The 16947-nt window shown below is 46.0% G+C and carries 11 protein-coding genes and 1 tRNA gene; 9 read left to right on the top strand and 3 right to left on the bottom strand.

Annotation, left to right across the window (positions count from 1 at the left end):
• The first annotated feature begins 197 nt into the window (after nucleotides 1-197).
• The 8 genes from DTO96_RS04545 (at nucleotide 198) to DTO96_RS04510 (ending at nucleotide 11087) form a co-directional block, all read left to right on the top strand.
• The gene (locus tag DTO96_RS04545; RefSeq protein ID WP_114562410.1) at nucleotides 198-1646 is read left to right on the top strand and encodes a S41 family peptidase; all 1449 of its coding nucleotides are present in this window, start codon (nucleotides 198-200) and stop codon (nucleotides 1644-1646) included.
• A gap of 312 nt (nucleotides 1647-1958) precedes the next feature.
• The gene (locus DTO96_RS04540) at nucleotides 1959-2621 is read left to right on the top strand and encodes a class I SAM-dependent methyltransferase (RefSeq protein ID WP_157964322.1); all 663 of its coding nucleotides are present in this window, start codon (nucleotides 1959-1961) and stop codon (nucleotides 2619-2621) included.
• Nucleotides 2618-4195, top strand: a complete 1578-nt coding sequence (locus DTO96_RS04535) for a tetratricopeptide repeat-containing glycosyltransferase family protein (RefSeq protein WP_114562408.1) — start codon at nucleotides 2618-2620, stop codon at nucleotides 4193-4195. The genes DTO96_RS04540 and DTO96_RS04535 overlap by 4 nt, the downstream gene beginning before the upstream one ends.
• Entirely contained in the window at nucleotides 4192-5682 is a 1491-nt protein-coding gene (locus tag DTO96_RS04530) for a tetratricopeptide repeat protein (RefSeq protein WP_114562407.1), read from the top strand. Before DTO96_RS04535 ends, DTO96_RS04530 begins: the two co-directional genes overlap by 4 nt.
• A gap of 46 nt (nucleotides 5683-5728) precedes the next feature.
• A tRNA-Phe gene (locus DTO96_RS04525) sits at nucleotides 5729-5804 on the top strand.
• 222 nt (nucleotides 5805-6026) lie between these two features.
• Nucleotides 6027-9377: an NACHT domain-containing protein gene (locus tag DTO96_RS04520; RefSeq protein ID WP_114562406.1), complete on the top strand. Its 3351-nt coding sequence runs from the start codon at nucleotides 6027-6029 to the stop codon at nucleotides 9375-9377.
• The gene (locus DTO96_RS04515; protein WP_114562080.1) at nucleotides 9343-10029 is read left to right on the top strand and encodes an IS1595 family transposase; all 687 of its coding nucleotides are present in this window, start codon (nucleotides 9343-9345) and stop codon (nucleotides 10027-10029) included. Before DTO96_RS04520 ends, DTO96_RS04515 begins: the two co-directional genes overlap by 35 nt.
• A gap of 65 nt (nucleotides 10030-10094) precedes the next feature.
• Nucleotides 10095-11087: a hypothetical protein gene (locus tag DTO96_RS04510; protein ID WP_114562405.1), complete on the top strand. Its 993-nt coding sequence runs from the start codon at nucleotides 10095-10097 to the stop codon at nucleotides 11085-11087.
• 491 nt (nucleotides 11088-11578) lie between these two features.
• Here the strand turns inward: DTO96_RS04510 and scpC are convergent, their stop codons facing one another.
• On the bottom strand, nucleotides 11579-13087 hold the full coding sequence (gene scpC, locus DTO96_RS04505) for a succinyl-CoA:acetate CoA-transferase ScpC (protein ID WP_114562404.1): 1509 nt from the start codon (nucleotides 13085-13087) through the stop codon (nucleotides 11579-11581).
• A gap of 114 nt (nucleotides 13088-13201) precedes the next feature.
• Between scpC and hpaR the strand changes: the two genes are divergently transcribed.
• Nucleotides 13202-13747: a homoprotocatechuate degradation operon regulator HpaR gene (hpaR, locus tag DTO96_RS04500; protein ID WP_225972558.1), complete on the top strand. Its 546-nt coding sequence runs from the start codon at nucleotides 13202-13204 to the stop codon at nucleotides 13745-13747.
• A 226-nt stretch (nucleotides 13748-13973) separates the two neighbouring features.
• Here the strand turns inward: hpaR and DTO96_RS04495 are convergent, their stop codons facing one another.
• Both DTO96_RS04495 and DTO96_RS04490 read right to left on the bottom strand, forming a co-directional pair.
• Nucleotides 13974-14909, bottom strand: a complete 936-nt coding sequence (locus tag DTO96_RS04495) for a LysR substrate-binding domain-containing protein (RefSeq protein ID WP_114562403.1) — start codon at nucleotides 14907-14909, stop codon at nucleotides 13974-13976.
• Between the two features lie 111 nt (nucleotides 14910-15020).
• The gene (locus tag DTO96_RS04490; protein WP_114563920.1) at nucleotides 15021-16913 is read right to left on the bottom strand and encodes a bifunctional sugar phosphate isomerase/epimerase/4-hydroxyphenylpyruvate dioxygenase family protein; all 1893 of its coding nucleotides are present in this window, start codon (nucleotides 16911-16913) and stop codon (nucleotides 15021-15023) included.
• Nucleotides 16914-16947 lie beyond the last annotated feature (34 nt).

The following is a 16947-nucleotide window of genomic DNA, read 5'->3' as shown; positions in this document are numbered from 1 at the left end:
CGTCCTAAGAAGCAAGCAGTAAAAAGCAAGAAGCAATTCAAGCGCATGCGGTCAACCCGATCGCATGCGCTTGAAAGCAAAACCGCACTTTTCGCAATCCACGCGAAAAATGCCACATAAAGCACTCGCTCCGTCAACCAAAATCGACGGAGCACATTATATCGGCGGAATAAACGGTGAATGCTTGGATAAAGGAAATGGTTGAATCTATGAAAAAAGCAGGTTTGGTATTGAGCGGCGCAGTCGCGGGCGTCATGTTGAGCTTAGGCTTGACGGCATACGCCGATAAAAATGAAGAAGCCAAAAGTGCAATTCCAATTGAAGATTTACAAAAATTTTCACAGGTTTTGGGTTTAATCAAAGGCAATTATGTCGATGATGTCGCGGACAAAAAAATCATCGAAAATGCCATCTCAGGCATGGTCAAAGAACTTGACCCTCACTCATCGTATTTCGACGAAAAAGATTTTGAAGATTTAAAAGAAGGCATTTCTGGTAAATTCAGTGGTGTTGGCCTTGAAGTCCAACCGGGCAAAGGTGCGATTCAAGTGATCTCCCCCATTGAAGACTCGCCTGCATTTAAAGCAGGTGTTCAAGCCGGCGATTCCATCGTTAAAATCGACGATCACCAAGTCAGTGAAATGCGCGGCTTGAGCGAAGCCATTTCTAAACTGCGCGGTCAAGAAGGCACCAATGTGCGGATTACGGTGGTGCGCAAAGGTGAATCAAAGCCCTTGGTGTTCAACATCACCCGTGCGGTCATCAAAAGCCAAAGCATCAAAGGCAAAATAATTGAGCCCGGTTATGCGTGGATTCGCATCACTCAGTTTCAAGAACCCACACTAAAAGATTTTGTTGCCAAGGCCAAAGAACTGTATGCCCAAGGCAAAGTCAAAGGCCTTGTATTGGACTTACGCAATGACCCAGGTGGCTCGTTGGACACCGCAGTGGGCATTTCAGCTGCATTCCTGCCCGCAGAAGTCACCGTTGTGTCGTCTAAAGGCATGCACACCGAAACCGAAATCCGCAAAGCAGATCCCAAAGATTACGCACGCGGCGGTAAAGATGTGCTCAAAGATTTGCCCGAAGGTTTGAAAGATGTGCCTTTGGTGGTGCTGGTCAATGGCGGCTCGGCCTCTGCTTCTGAGATTGTCGCAGGCGCATTGCAAGACCACAAACGTGCCACCATCATCGGCAGCCAAACATTCGGCAAAGGCTCCGTGCAACAAGTCATTCCTTTGGATCGTGAGGGCAAAACCGGCGTGAAATTAACCATCGCCCGTTACTACACCCCCAGCGGCAAATCAATTCAAGCTCGCGGTGTGATCCCCGAAGTGCTGGTGGATGATTACGCCAGCGGTAAAAATGGCCGCTACTCACGTGAATCCGACTTGCCAGGGCATCTGTCGAATGACAGCGGCGTGGCAGTGGACAAACCTCGTGATGTGTGGGACGAATGGGCAAAAGAGGCGGATGACGAGAAGAAAGATGGTAAAGACAAGGATGAGCCACCGAAATTTGGTGATGCCAACGACTTCCCGCTGCAACAGGCTTTGCATTACTTGAAAGGTGAGCCCGTCCAATCGGCGAAGAAAACCGATCAAAAAGTCGCTGAAACCACTGACACACCCAAGAAAAATAAATAAAATGTCATCAGACATCAAAAAGACCCATGCATGTTCATGGGTCTTTTTGACACATGAAATGTAACCAACATAGCCAACAAGGGACATTAAGGACCATCAAGCGCAACATCGGATTGCTCATATGCCTTTCGGGCGACACCATGCCTCAGATGAGTCCGTTGGTGGGTTTCAATCACGCATCCCGATGCCTTGTGTTCAACCGGATGTCGTTGACATGGAACCTGACCTTAATGATGCTTAATGATTCTTAATGACGCTTCTGATATTTAACCCCGTATTGTATTATGTGTACATGCGCAAAGGATGACCACAATGTCAAACAACACACCCAGTATGCCAAACATACCCAGCACAAGTGTTGCACTACCGCAGCCGATACAAGATGCACTTCGTGTGGGGCCGATTAAATTGAATTTAGGCGCAGGCTACACCCGCTTTGATGGTTTTTTCAACGTCGACAAATTTGCTGAAGCAAAACCCGATTGGCAAATGGATTTGGAAGCGACCCCATGGGATTTGCCCGACAACAGCGTTGATGAGGTGAACATGCATCACGTGCTCGAACATGTCGGCCAAGATGTTGCAACATACATGGCGATTTGGCAAGAGCTGTATCGGGTCTGCGTCGATGGGGCAAAACTGAGCATCATCGTCCCTCATCCAAGGCACGACACATTCATTGGGGACCCCACCCACGTGCGCCCAATCACGCCTATTTCGATCAACATGTTGGATCGTCAACAATGTGAATATTGGGTTGAACACCATTATGCCAACACCACATTGGCGTTGTACTACCACATTGATTTTGCCACCGAAAACACCATTTTTGATTTTGAAAAAACATGGATGGATCGTTTTCAACGCGGTGAGCTCACCGAGCAGCAACTGTTTGAAGCGGAAAAACAATTCAACAATGTGGTCTTACAATACCGCTTCACCTTACGAGCCCGCAAAAGCAAGGCCATGGCATGAGTGACATTTACCACGTTGAAAACAATGTTCCTTCTTTGCTGACCTTCTGCTTATCAGCCATCCACCAGCAGCAATTCACCCATGCCCTAGAAGCGGCATTGGCCGCGCTGAAACTGAACCCCAATCACGCTGAGGCGCATCATTTGGCCTCCCACGCATACGGGGGAAACGGTGATGACTTCATGGCACGGGTCATGCTCAAACGCGCCATCGCACTTGAACCCGACAACCCTCAATATCACTACAACGCCGCAGTGAATGCGAGCGTCGATGGCGATACCCCACGCGCCATGATGCATTATGCCCAAGCCTTACGACTGGCTCCAGATCTGCTTGACGCCCTGTGGAACTATGGCGAGTGCCTGCGCCTGGATGAACAATTTACACTGGCTTTAGGTTGTTTTGAACGCTTGGTTCAATTGGATGTGACGCATTATGAATCACTGTGGGATCGGATGTCGGTCTGTTACGCCGCACTGAATCGCCACGAGGAGGCAGAAGCCATGTACCAACGCGCATTCGCCGCTCAACACAGCGGCGCATTGGCACATTGGGAATACGCCCTTTACAAACTCTCTCTAGATGATTTTGAAACAGGCTTCAAATACTACAACGATCGCTTCCTGTGTGAAGGCAAAAACAGTGTATTTTGCCATGACTTCCCTTACCCACAATGGTCAGGCACATTTAAACACAATGAAACTCTGCTCATCCACGGCGAACAAGGCTTGGGCGACGAACTGATGTTCGCCAGCCTATTCACTGAATTATTGGACGATGCCGAAGCCGTGAGCGCTCAAGTCATCATTGCCTGCAAACCAGGCTTGGCTCGATTGTTCGCCGACAATTTCCCTCGCGCGCAGCTGCGCACCCACATGGTCGGTGACCGCCCAGCGGATCTGAGCGATGTGCACGTCGATGCCCAGTTGCCCATGGGGCATTTAATGCACTTATACCGCAAAAAAATGGATGATTTCATGGCCCACCGCCAGCCTTACTTCAAAGCAGACCCAGAGCGCGCCGCTTATTATGCCGAGCGCATCCAACGCCTCGGCCGAGAAGCCGTAGACGGAAAACGACGCTTTCGGGTGGGCCTCATGTGGGGTTCAAATCCAGCCGCAGTCTCGGCCAAATTTTCTCGCTGGACACATCAACGCAGCATCCCATTGAACGCCCTATTGCCTTTGGTCGACATGCTCGAAGACATTGAATTCATCAGCTTGCAAAATCAAGAACGAGGTTCAGAAGCAGCGACAGCCCCCCAATTGGACATCGTTGATTTCAGCCTCGACCAAACTGATTTTTACGACACCGCAGCACTCATCGACAACCTCGATCTGGTGATCTCTGTCGACACATCGGTCTCACACTTGGCTGGCGGCATGGGCATCCCAACATGGGTGCCATTGATGAAACGAGCCGATTGGCGGCATGGCCGAACACGTGAACACAGCATTTGGTACGATCAAACGCGTTACTTTAGGCAAACCCAAGCCAACGACTGGCAAACCGTCGTTCAGTCCATGCACGATGCTTTACGCACGCACATCGACAAAAAGAAAGCACGCTCATGAATCCGAAACAGAAGCAATTCCAAGACATAATGCTTCGAGCCGAGCATGCCAAAGCCCAAGGACAAGAGTCCGTAGCCCGAGCCTTATGGATTGCAGCCATAGCACTGGATCACAACAACGCCATGGTTCATCGCGAACTCACACTGTCTTTCGGTGAGCAACTCGACAACGCACCCGCGCTTCAACACGCACACATGTGGTTCCTCACCCAGCCCGCCTCCCCAGAAGCACGCTGGGTATACGGCTTAATGCTGTACCGCACCAACCAACTGGACAAAGCGACTAGAACCTTAACCCCATTGAGCCAAAGCCACCCCACTTGGCCCAACATCAACTTGGTCTTGGCAAAAATCCACTTTGCCCAGCGTGCCCTCGACCAAAGCGACTTTTATTTCAAACAAGCCGTGCAGCAGACAACCCAAAATTCAAAAGAAGAAGCCAACACCCGTTGGGAACACGCCATGCAACAACTCACGCAAGGCAACTACGCAGATGGCTGGGACAGCCACGAAGCACGACTGAACAGCATCGGTTGGGCCCAACTCCACCTCTGCCCCTTGCCAGCCACCACATGGACGGGAGAATCGCTAAAAGATAAAACCATCGTTGTTCATGGCGAACAAGGCATTGGCGACGAAATCATGTACGCCTCCATGTTGCCCGACCTGCTCGCCCAAGGCGCACACGTGATCCTCGCCTGCTATGCCGCCATAGCCCACCTGATGCGCGCCAGCTTCCCCCACATCACAGTCATTGAACACCCGCGCGGCCTCAACAACATTGAACAATGGCAACAAGGCATCATGCCCAACTGGTGGCACCAACTGTTAAATGACGGCATTCACATCGACTACCAGATCCCCATGGGCAGCTTAGCCCGCCTCCTTCGCAGAGATACCAGCCTTTTCCCTCGCACCCCCTACCTCACCATTGAGTCCAACCATCAGACCCACATGGAACACACCCTGTATGCACGCGCCGAAGAACAAGGCATTTCCCTTATTGGTAAAAAACGCATCGCACTCGCATGGTGTGGCAACCTCGACAACCCCCATGGACGCGCCAAAAGCCTCGACCTTGAACAACTACACGGTTTAGGTCAGATCGCAAAAAACCACAACGCTGTTTTTGTCAGCCTACAAAATCGTCAATATGGCCACCAAGCCCTAGAAGCACACACCAACGACCTGCTCCCGATCATCGACATGAGCCCATACACCGATCAATTCGCAGACACCCTCGCACTCGCCAGCTGCTGCGACCACATCATCACAATCGACACCTCATATGCCCACCTCTGCGGAGCGGCAGGCCTACCCGCACTCATGCTATTGCGCAGAAATTGCGACTGGCGCTGGGGCTGGACACGACAAGACTCCGACTGGTACGATTGTTTAGAACTGGCGCGCCAAGACATTGACGGCGACTGGAGCCCCGTCATTAAAAAAACTGAAGAAAAACTCTTGAAATGGTTGACGAGCAACTGATACCTAGGTATACTTGCACTTCTTGATTTGCAGCGCAAAGCAAGACGGCCAGGTAGCTCAGTCGGTAGAGCAGAGGATTGAAAATCCTTGTGTCGGCGGTTCGATTCCGCCCCAGGCCACCAAGAAATACATGAAAAAGCCAACTTTTAGGAGTTGGCTTTTTTGTTTTGTACTGGGCGGTTTTTGGTCATCTTGGAGTTTTTAACAGCATTTGCTTACCAATCGATTGCAAATACATATATTATAAAAACAATTATATGTACCTAAAAATGGTTTAGATTAGGTATGGTGTGTGCTAACAAGTTTAGTGCGGATTGATTCAAGTAATTGTAAGAAGTGAATAAATGGCGAACAAATCGATAAGTTTTACGAATATCAAAGTGCACAATGGCTCTCAAAACAGTGGTTTTGAGGAGTTTTGTTGTCAATTATTCCCCTTTATAATTCAATCTAAAATCACTAAGATGGAGCGTATTAATGGGGCTGGCGGCGATGGCGGAGTTGAGGCTAAATGTCATTTAGAAGATGGGCGAATTATCGGGTTACAAGCTAAGTATTTCTCGAAATTAACCCCAAGCCAATGGTCTCAAATAAACAAGTCGGTTGAGACAATGATAAAAAATCATCCCGACATTGTAGAGTACTATGTGTGCGTCCCTCTTAATAGGTCTCCTGCACAAATAAAGACTTGGGAGGCAAGGGTAAAGTCGTGGAAAAGCAAAGCCACAAATTCATCAATTGTTTTTAAGTGGATTGGTGAGTCGGAATTACTCGACTACCTTATACGACCAGAGACACGCCACATCCAATCATACTGGTTTGATTGCTCATATTTTGATTACAGATGGGTCGTTGAACAAACTAAAATCTGTATTAATCAACTACATCATCGTTATACGCCAAAACTCCATCAAAAAACTCAATCAGAGCAAACCCTGAACCTTCTGATGGGGAGGGGAAACATAATCGATGATTATAAAAAACTGAGCTCTGATATTTTGAAAGGATGGCAAAAAACGTTTCAATTTGTAGCTAGAAAAGTTAAGGAAACAAATGTTGCCGCTCTCAACGAAAAGCTGGTGCAAGTTCAAAGCCTTGTGACGAGCCTATCTACGGAACTGTTTGAAGGCAACATCACACTACAATCTTGCCAATTAATCGAGGTATTAAACGATTTGGAAGAAGCTGTTAGGCAATTAATTAGCGCATTAAGCGAGTTTGAATCGACTATACAAGAGCAAAAAGAATCCAAACCGAAACCATTAGATACCATTAAATGGGATTTAGAAAGAGAATCTGGCTTATATAACTTTCGTAGTGAACAGACAGAGCTAGAAGAAAAACTTAAGCAATATATTAAATCAAATTCATCACTGTTTTTACTTGTTGCGGGTAATGCAGGCAGTGGGAAAAGCCACTTAATGGCCTCGACGGCAGAGGGTTTGATTGAAGCTGGCAATGCTTGTCTATTGTTAATTGGCGAGCGTTTTACGAATGCAAACGACCCCAAACAACAGATAGTAGAGCAACTTAATTGGCAAGGGACATTTGACCAATTGATGTCTTGTTTATCTTCACTGGCAGATATAAGCGGTAAACCTGCTTATGTGCTTATTGATGCAATTAATGAGACCCCTGAAAGAACTCTTTGGAATGCGCATTTAGCTGCACTGGCAATGACTATAAGCCAATTTTCCAACGTGAAATTAATCCTAAGTTGTCGAGATGATTTATTAAAAGCCAACATCAACCCAAGCCTAGAAAATAAACATTTCTTAATATCGCACCACGGTTTTGATTTGAATTTTAACGAGGCGGTATTAGCATACTTTAATGGTTATCAAGTAAAAACTCATCATCAACCAACGTTAAATAATGAATTTAAGAATCCATTATTTTTAAAGACTTTATGTGAGGCATATCAAGGAAAAGTATTGCCGCAGGGCACTCTAACTTTTATGAACGTTATACGCGCGTGGGAAGCAAGAATTGCTGAGAACATCGAAAGGATAATTGATTGTCCAAGCGAGTCAACCACACAAGCGATGACAGACATAATTCATAAAATGTCAGAATCAGATGATATGTGGATTAGCGATGTAGATGCAAAAACAATTTGTAAGCAATATTTTAGTAACGATACAAAAAATAAAGGACTTTATTATAAACTCCTATCCGAAGGCTTTATGTGTGAAATGCATAGTCAAAACTCAACGGTATCATCTTTTATTACGAACGTTAGATTACAGTACGAGCGCTTTGCCGATATTCGGACTGTTGAAGTCATGCTCAAAGATGTGCAGACAAAGACCGATTTGCTAAAAAAATGGCAGTCTAAAATCCTGCCTAATCTGACACAAACCTATCATCAAGAAGAACGTCATTTACACTGGAGAGCGCAACCAAGATTGTTTGCTTTGGGACTGTTGTTGCCAGAGAAAATAGGTGTTGAATTGGTAGAGTGTCCACTTAGACCTGTCATTCATCGTTCTCCAAATGAGCAGCCTTTTATGGATTCATTTGACCATGATAAGAAAGAAATGTGGAATGCTTGGCTCGATACACTAAATTGGCGAGACTTTCAAAAAGATGCAGAAAAAGTTAAAACATACTTCTTACTCTGGGCAAATACAATTGCGCGAGATGATTATGAGGTCTACAGTAAATTATTTGAGTATGCCTGTATACCCCAGCATCCTTTTAATGCAAATTTCCTGCATAAGCATCTGTGCTCATTAAGCTTGTCAGAAAGAGACAAACGTTGGAGTGTTGTACTTGCTTATGAAAGTATTGAAGACACGAGCGAAGGCATAGTAGGAGAATTTTTGCATTGGGTTGATAACTCTGCCAATTTACTTTCAGAAGGACAGGTACAACTAACACTTATCCCATTATTGTGGTTAACCAGTTCAACTAATCGAATTTTACGAAATAAGGCCACCGATATTGCAATACGCATATTGTACAAGCACCCCACTGAGGTTTGTGTCATGGGTCTGTGTGAGAGCTTTTTTAATGTTAATGACCCTTATGTTAAGGAGCGACTACTGGCAGTATTGTGTGGCGCATTGCCTGCATGCAAGCCCGAAGTTGTAACCAAGCTAGGTCAATACGTGCGCCAAAATTTTTGGTCAAAAGAGCTTATTGAACCCAATATTATGATGAGGGACTATGCTGAGTTCATCATACGCTTTGCTTGTTCTCAAGGGGCGTTAGATTGCGAAGCTATAAATGATATTGAAAATCGGTCAGAAAAAAAACTTCCTGAAATTTGGTCAGAAGAGCAAGTAAGCAAATTTGAGGGTAAGGATGGTTACTTCACAATATCGAGCTCACTTAAACCAAAAGACATGGGTATGTATGGTGACTTTGGTCGTTATGTAATGGGCAGTGCTATTTATCATTTTGTGGATTTACCTGCGTTGCTAGAAATGATAGAGACGGGCAATATTAATTGGTATGAAGCACGCGCAGATGATAAAAAAGCCAGACGGTATATTTGGCAAAGAGTTATTGATTTGGGATGGAGCCCTGAGCAATTTGGTGATTTTGAGAAAAATTTGCGTTACATTGGGAGGCAACGCTCTAAAATTGAACGTATTTCAAAAAGGGTCTTAGGAAGCAAACGCATTAAAATATGCGCTAAGCTCTTGAGACCAAATGAAAAACAAGTACTTCAAACATTCAAAAATTAGCGAAGCGAAGTTTCGCCAAATTTTACGGTATTTTGCCCTTGATTTAACGGCAACGGAATGTGCTGCGTTAAGCGGCATATCCGTTCGTTCAATCAACACCATTTACCTCAAGATTCGTCGTCGTTTGGTGATTGTTTGTCTCCAAGGCTCACCACTCAAAGGAGAGTTGGAAGCCGACGAATCATATTTTGGTCCGCATCGTGTTCGAGGTAAACGCGGACGTGGTGCTTCAGGTAAAACCATCGTGTTTGGTTTACTCAAACGTGATGGCAATATCTACACTGAGATTGTGCCTGATGCTTCCAAAGCCAGCCTGCAAGCCATTATTCGTGGGAAAGCAGACATTAACAGCGTTATCCATACCGATGGTTGGCGCGGCTATAATGGCTTGGTGGACATCGGGTTTGATAAACACTTCCGGGTGAATCATGGTGCCGATGAGTTTGTAAATGGTTCTAATCATGTGAATGGGATAGAATCATTCTGGAGCTATGCTAAACGTCGTTTGGTTCAGTTTAACGGCGTTCCGAAAAACACATTTTTACTGCATTTGAAGGAAACTGAATTTAGGTTTAACCATCGCAAAAGCGACTTGTATAAAGTGCTTCTTAACATGCTGCGAGATGAGCCGTTATTGAATTCTGCTTCCTAAGACCCTCAAAAAAATATCAATGGATTGGACTCTATGAGTACCTTGGGTTACTTGCAGACTCAACTTTGCACTTAAGTTGGGATAATGATCCACGCTGGATAAAATCATTTAGTGAACTTGAGCAAAGAAATTACAATCCATCAATTGCAATCTCAAACCATATTTCACAAGACGATGAAGAAGGATGGGGTAACTCAGAATTTGCAGATGCGCTAAATGTTTTTAATATCAATCGTGAAATAACCTTGCCAAAAGCATTAAGTGATGAGGATAGAAAACAATGGGTAGCCTCAGGTTTTGAGGACATAACAAGTTTCTTATCACAACAGTTTGATGGTAAAACTTGGATATGTTTATTGGGTAATTGGGATGCTGAAGAAGCTAAAGATTTTGGTGAAGATAACTACGGTTTGAGTGCAGAAGCAAAAATGAGTCAATGGACTCATATTCGTGCTATGACTACTCCTTCAAAAGGACATCAGAAGATTTTAAGCAACTTGCGAACGGAACGCTTTTTCGGCAATGGAATTCAATTAGCAGAAGACCGGCAAGCTTGGATTTCTGAATACCCTTGGAAAAGTACTTTTACTCAGATTGAAGAGGGTTGTGCACAAAACGATAGTTTTTGGAGAAATAAAAACGATAAGTATTCAGGCGTTTCTCTGTTGAGCTGCGATATAGCAAATATTTTGTTGCCTAATCCCGCAATGTATCGTGGAGTGAAAAGCGTGCTAGGTTTCCTTTCCGCGCCAATTCTTAATTCAGAAAATAATACGATAGAAATTCGAGACCAAAACAACCTTCCTGTTTTTGTTTCTGTATTAGGTAAAAATCGTATGCTACTTATTGAACAAGATAGTTTATTGAAATGGCTCTCAGCCGATAAGCTAACGTTCTTTTGGTGTGGGCTCTCTGAGAAAATGGCATATAGCTATTCTAAACACGAACATGTGGGAGGTATTGCCAATCAAGGGGCGATTTATAAATTGCAGTCGAAGGATAAAATTATTGGCGGTTTTATTGGTGAGCAATACGAGCATACCCATGGTGCAGACTAGTTGCGTCAGGCTGTGCTTTTGTTTTGAATGAAACTCTTTCAAAACGCATAATTTTTTTATAAAAACCTAAAGTAGGTAACTACGAAAAAGAGGCGGGAGTCATGAATAAATCTCAACTTGGAAACCCAAAAATTGTAGAGTGCATCAAATCATGAATGCGACACATTGAAAGATGCTGCTGATATTTGGCACTCTTTAGGGGAAAATCCCCTGAACTTAGTGTGTTAATGTCAATTGATAACATTGGGAACGGCATTTCAAAAGAAAAGATGGATTATCTGACACACATAAAAGAAAACCTTATTCATTTTTTCCACATGAAAAATGGAGCAACACATAACTTGATACACGGTAAGCATTTGATTCAAAACAAATATAAAATTAAAAATATAAACTGTTGATTTTAAAGGGTACGCTTGTATCAAATTATGTGCTGCTCCACTTTTGGTCATTGTCAGAAAAAATGAATGAACACTTAAGCCAATTCTGGCTCACTCCTCAATTTTTTTCATACTGCCATGCACTCGATACCGTGTATGCCACTCAAATGCGCGTTCCAATACATGGGGCGTTTGCCCGCCCCTCTGATTGGCGTCCGCAATATATGCTTTCAACATTGAGCGGTACGGTTCTGCCACACAATGATTCACAATCACCTGTGCACGCTCACGCGGTGCAAGTCCACGTAAATCGGCCAAGCCCACTTCAGTGACGATAATGTCCACATCATGCTCTGTGTGGTCAACATGCGTGACCATGGGGACAATTCTCGACACATCGCCACCTTTCGCAAGTGATTTGGTTGCAAAAATAGACAAGTAGGCATTGCGTGCAAAATCGCCTGAACCCCCAATGCCATTCATCATGTGTGTGCCTTGTACATGCGTAGAGTTGACATTGCCATAAATATCCACTTCCAATGCGGCGTTAATGGCGATGATGCCCAGCCTGCGGATCACTTCTGGGTGGTTGCTGACTTCTTGTGGGCGCAAAACCAAACGGTCTTTATAAGCAGCAAAGCGGCTGAACACATCTTTGCCTTTTTCTTCCGACAGTGTGATGGATGAGGCTGAAGCAAAATCCAATTTGCCTGCATCAAACAAATCAAAAGCGCAATCTTGTAAGACTTCAGAGTACATGGTTAATTTTTCAAATGGGCTGTCGACAAACCCCATCATGACGGCGTTGGCGATGCTTCCGATGCCTGCTTGTAACGGTAACAGTTGCTTTGTCAAACGCCCTGCGTTCACCTCTTCTTCAAAAAAAGCAATCAAATGCCGTGCAATGGCCGCCGTGTCTTCGTCGGGCTGTGCGATGGGTGAAGCACTGTCAAGTTTGTGAGTAAACACTATAGCTGCGATTTTATCAGGGTCAATTTGGATCGCTGTCGAACCAATGCGTTGATCCACCGCCACCAAAGGCACGGGCTCTCGACTGGGTCGGTGTTTTGGAATAAACACATCATGCAAGCCTTCCAATTCAAGTGCTTGAGACAGATTGATCTCAACAATCACTTGATCTGCTAAAATTGCGTAACTTGCACTGTTGCCCACCGATGTGGTTGGAATGATCGCTCCCGTTTCGGTGATGGCGACCGCTTCAATAATCGCCACATCAATGGGTGCAATTTGCTTGGTTCGTAACAATTCAACCGTCTCTGACAGGTGGTGATCGATGTACATCACTTCGCCACGGTTAATGGCAGCGCGCAATACAGGATCGGCCTGAAATGGCATGCGGCGTGCCAAAGCGCCCGCCTCTGTCAAGATTTTGTCCACATCATTGCCCAATGATGCACCTGTCATCAAGGTGATTTTGATGCGCTCTTTTTGTGCTCGAGCCGCAAGAGCCAAGGGCACTTCTTTGGCTTCACCCGATCGAGTAAAGCCACTCATGCCCACAGTCATACCGTCATGAATGAGCGCCGCAGCAGTGGCTGCATCGGTGATTCGAGCTTGCAATTGAGGTAAACGAATGCGGTCATGGTGTGCATTAAGCATGAAGTAATCCTTTGAAACAAACAGTTGAACAATCGCAGTTGAAAAAACAAATGTATAATTTACTAATATATTAGCAATTAAATCACAAGCATCGTTGTGAAGTCAATCCGTATAATGCAAACACGTCATCACAGCATCAATCAACATGCCACCGATGCCATTGCCACCTTAGAACCAAAGCAAGAGAAACCCGCGATGAAACCACACATCACCAACCGAAACCTCCCTCAACTGCTCATCAAAACCCGAGAGTCGTTGCTTTCTCATTTTCGACCTATTTTTCAGCATTTTGAGCTGACAGAGCAACAATGGCGAATTCTGCGGTCATTGGATGAGCTGGGGCAATTGGAGCCATGGCAATTGTGCGAATTGTGCCAAATTCAAAGCCCAAGCATGGTCGGAATGCTGACAAGGATGGAGCAAATCGGTCTCATTTCTCGCCATAAAATCCCCAAAGATCAACGGCGCATGCTGATTCGATTGGCACCCAAGGGTGATCAATTGGTGTCTCAAATGGCAGGATTAATTGATGTGCAATACCAATACATTGAGCGGGTCATGGGTAAACCCGTATTGGATGATTTGTTCAAGGCCTTAGAGCAATTCAATCAAGCCAATGAACAAGCGATTGAACGTGTGGTGTTGCACCCCACCCCGTAGACCAAGCACACGAAGCAAAGATACGAAGCAAAGATACGAAGCAAAGATACGAAGCAAGGATACGAAGCAAGGATACGAAGCAAGGATACGAAGCAAGGATACGAAGCAAGGATACGAAGCAAGGATACGAAGCAAGGATACGAAGCAAGGACACCGAAACAAAGGACACGAATGGACACAGCCCCTACAACCTCGATGTGTCAACGGTCATTTGATCTCGTCCACTTCAATCGGTGTTGAGCCAAGCAACGATTTCTTTTTGAATCACAGCGATGAAGCGTTGTTGAACCAAGGTGGTGGGATGGCGAATGCACGTGGCGAGCATCAGTTTGCTTTTTAACAGGGGGGATGTGATCTGGCGTATGGTGAACAATCGGGGGTCACCCAGCGAATTGGCCGCATTGCGTGTCAGAATGGCACTGCCTTGGCCGTCGGCCACCAAAGCAAGGATGGCCGATACACTGTCAATTTCCAAAGCGATTTTGGGACGGCATCCGATGTTGGCCATTTCTGATTCGATGAGCATGCGAATTGAGTTGGGGCGGCACGGCACAATCAGGGGCACCTCGGCCAACTCTTTGAGAGAAACAGTGTCCACACCACGGGATGTGGGATGAGACAGATGTGCAGACGTTTTTACCTTTTGCCCCATGGGTTCAATCAAGAACATTTCTTCTTCGATCAACGGCGTGGTTTCAATTTCAGGTGAGGGGGCGATGTTGTACAACAATGCGATGTCCAGACGACCCGAGGCCAACAATTCCTGCATCGTGACGGACAAACCCTCACTGATCGTCAATGAGGCATGCGGCAAATGCTGCCGAAAAGCGCGGGTTAAGGGCACGGCCAATGATTTCATCAAACTCGGTGGAATGCCCAATGCCACCCGCCCAACCAATGTGCCATTGGTGCGACTCAATTCCTCACGGGTTCGAGCGACTTGATGCAAAATCCCTCGGCCATGCTCAAGTAACAATTTGCCCGCATCGGTCATGGTCACGCCACGCCCGTTGCGAATGAACAAATGTTGCTGTAACTCAATTTCGAGCAAGCGCACTTGTCGACTCAGTGCAGGTTGTGCAATGTCCAGCTCAATCGAAGCCCGAGTGAAGCTGGCTGATTCAGCCACATGGATAAAATATTCGAGCTGCTTCAGTTCCATGTTCATCCTTTTTGATTCGACCATCGGTGCGTTTAAGCCATTCACAATGCCAATGCAGTTGCATGCAAGCGCTCAAATGCCGTGTGCACCATGATAACGCCTCAGTCTGGCTTACTCCAAGGATTTTTTACGGTGTTGGGTCTGCGCCGCCAAGCGCACAGGTGTGTTGACCGCACCATATTGATCGTAACCATCCATGCGTTGAACAATTTCAAAAAAGAAACGCTCTTCAAATGGTTGAGAGTACACGTGTAAAAAGCCACCGCCCCATTGATCGGCATCGTACAAAATGTTGTGGGCTTTTAGTCGATCGACAAATGCCTCTTCCAAACTGAAACGTGCCAGCAAATCATCGTAGTAATTTTCTGAGATCTCAAGTAAAGCCACACCGTTGCTGCGCACCAAAGCCACAGCGGCAAAAATATCTTGGGTTGAAAAAGCAATGTGTTGTAAACCAGAGCCTTTATATGTTGATACAGAGCGGGCAATGGCCGTGTTGCGATTTTCCGAAATATTCAATGGAATCCGCACGGTGTTGTTTGTGCTGCGCACCACACGGCTTTTCATCAAACCATACGGATCAGGCAAAGTCCACTCGTGCTCTGTGACAAAGCCAAACACGGTACGAAAATGCAACACCCAATTGTCCATCGTTTCAGCAGGTAAGCCAATGGCGAAATGATCGATGTTTTTCAACAAGGTGTTGACCGTGGGTTGTAATTCAAAGTCCGCATGGTAAATCGAGCGCTTACCATCGCCCGCATCGACGAAATATTGCAAACTGCCATCGGGTGCACGGACCGCAGGGATGTGGCGTTCCTTCGGCCCGACACGACTTTCAAAAGGTTTACAGCCATATTGCGTCGCCCGCTCAAGCGCAGATGACGCTTCACCAATCGCAAACGCAGTGGCACACAGCGATGGGCCATGGGCAACAAAAAAGGCATGCGCAAATGAGTCGGGTTCAGCGTTTAAAATCAAATTGATGTCGCCTTGCTGGTACAACGTCACCGCTTTCGACTTGTGCTGCCCCGTTTTGGTAAAACTGAACTGCTCCAGCACTTTACCCAAACGCTCACCAGACGCCTCATCCACCGCAAACTCCAAAAATTCCACCCCTTTGTACTCGGCCGCGGGTGGCGGGCTGAATAAGGGCTGTGTCGGTGCAATCGGTGGCACATGTGCCGCCATTCGATTGAGCGTGATTTCTTCCAAATACCGCAGTGATTTCCGTGCGTCGGCCGCCGTCAAGGTCGTCGGTGCTGCACGAAAACCATCGTTGAACACCTCCAATGACAAAGGGCCTTGATAACCCGATGCCAAAATAGGCGCAAGGAAAGAGGCCAAACCAAAATCACCCTGTCCAGGGAAATTTCGGAAATGACGACTCCACTCCATCACATCCATTTTTAAGTACGGCGCATCGGCCAACTGCACAAAAACAATTTTTTCACCTGGAATATTTTCCAGCTCACTCAAATCATCCAAAATAGACATGGTGTGAAAACTGTCTAAAATAATGCCCAAATGGGCATGGTTGATGGTTTTAACCAATTGCCACGCATGTTTGTATGAAAACACATGTTTGCCCCACGCCAAAGCCTCGTAGCCAATCATGATGTCACGTTTGGCAGCAAGCTCCGCCAGCTGATGCAAGTCATCGGCGATGACCGCATCATCACAGATCACATTCGGCACAACGCTGCTGCACACCAAAATTTTGTCAGTGCCCAGCTCTTGCATCAAATCAAACTTTCGCTCAGCGCGTTCCAAATTGCGTTGCAATCGATCACGCGGCCCGCCCTCAAAATCACGAAACGGCTGAAACAGCATGATTTCAAGGTTCAAATCATGGCACATGTCACGCACTTCTTTGGGTGAACCATCAAAATACAATAAATCATTTTCAAAAATCTCAACCCCATCAAACCCAGCAGCGGCAATGGCCTTGAGCTTTTCGGGTAAAGTGCCGCTGAGCGACACGGTGGCAATGCTGTGTTTCATGGCATGTTCTCCATTGTTATCGTTAATCGCAAAG

It is taken from the genome of Ephemeroptericola cinctiostellae (genome assembly GCF_003339525.1).
In the GTDB taxonomy this organism is placed as follows: domain Bacteria; phylum Pseudomonadota; class Gammaproteobacteria; order Burkholderiales; family Burkholderiaceae; genus Hydromonas; species Hydromonas cinctiostellae.
The sequence above is the reverse complement of the archived record's forward strand: the minus strand, read 5'-3'. Positions and strand labels throughout refer to the sequence as shown.

Coding starts and splice junctions, on each gene's coding strand:
- DTO96_RS04545 (WP_114562410.1), top strand. CDS start 198: ATGGTTGAATCTATGAAAAAAGCAGGTTTGGTATTGAGCGGCGCAGTC.
- DTO96_RS04540 (WP_157964322.1), top strand. CDS start 1,959: ATGTCAAACAACACACCCAGTATGCCAAACATACCCAGCACAAGTGTT.
- DTO96_RS04535 (WP_114562408.1), top strand. CDS start 2,618: ATGAGTGACATTTACCACGTTGAAAACAATGTTCCTTCTTTGCTGACC.
- DTO96_RS04530 (WP_114562407.1), top strand. CDS start 4,192: ATGAATCCGAAACAGAAGCAATTCCAAGACATAATGCTTCGAGCCGAG.
- DTO96_RS04520 (WP_114562406.1), top strand. CDS start 6,027: ATGGCGAACAAATCGATAAGTTTTACGAATATCAAAGTGCACAATGGC.
- DTO96_RS04515 (WP_114562080.1), top strand. CDS start 9,343: ATGAAAAACAAGTACTTCAAACATTCAAAAATTAGCGAAGCGAAGTTT.
- scpC (WP_114562404.1), bottom strand. CDS start 13,087: ATGCTTAATGCACACCATGACCGCATTCGTTTACCTCAATTGCAAGCT.
- hpaR (WP_225972558.1), top strand. CDS start 13,202: ATGCAAACACGTCATCACAGCATCAATCAACATGCCACCGATGCCATT.
- DTO96_RS04495 (WP_114562403.1), bottom strand. CDS start 14,909: ATGGAACTGAAGCAGCTCGAATATTTTATCCATGTGGCTGAATCAGCC.
- DTO96_RS04490 (WP_114563920.1), bottom strand. CDS start 16,913: ATGAAACACAGCATTGCCACCGTGTCGCTCAGCGGCACTTTACCCGAA.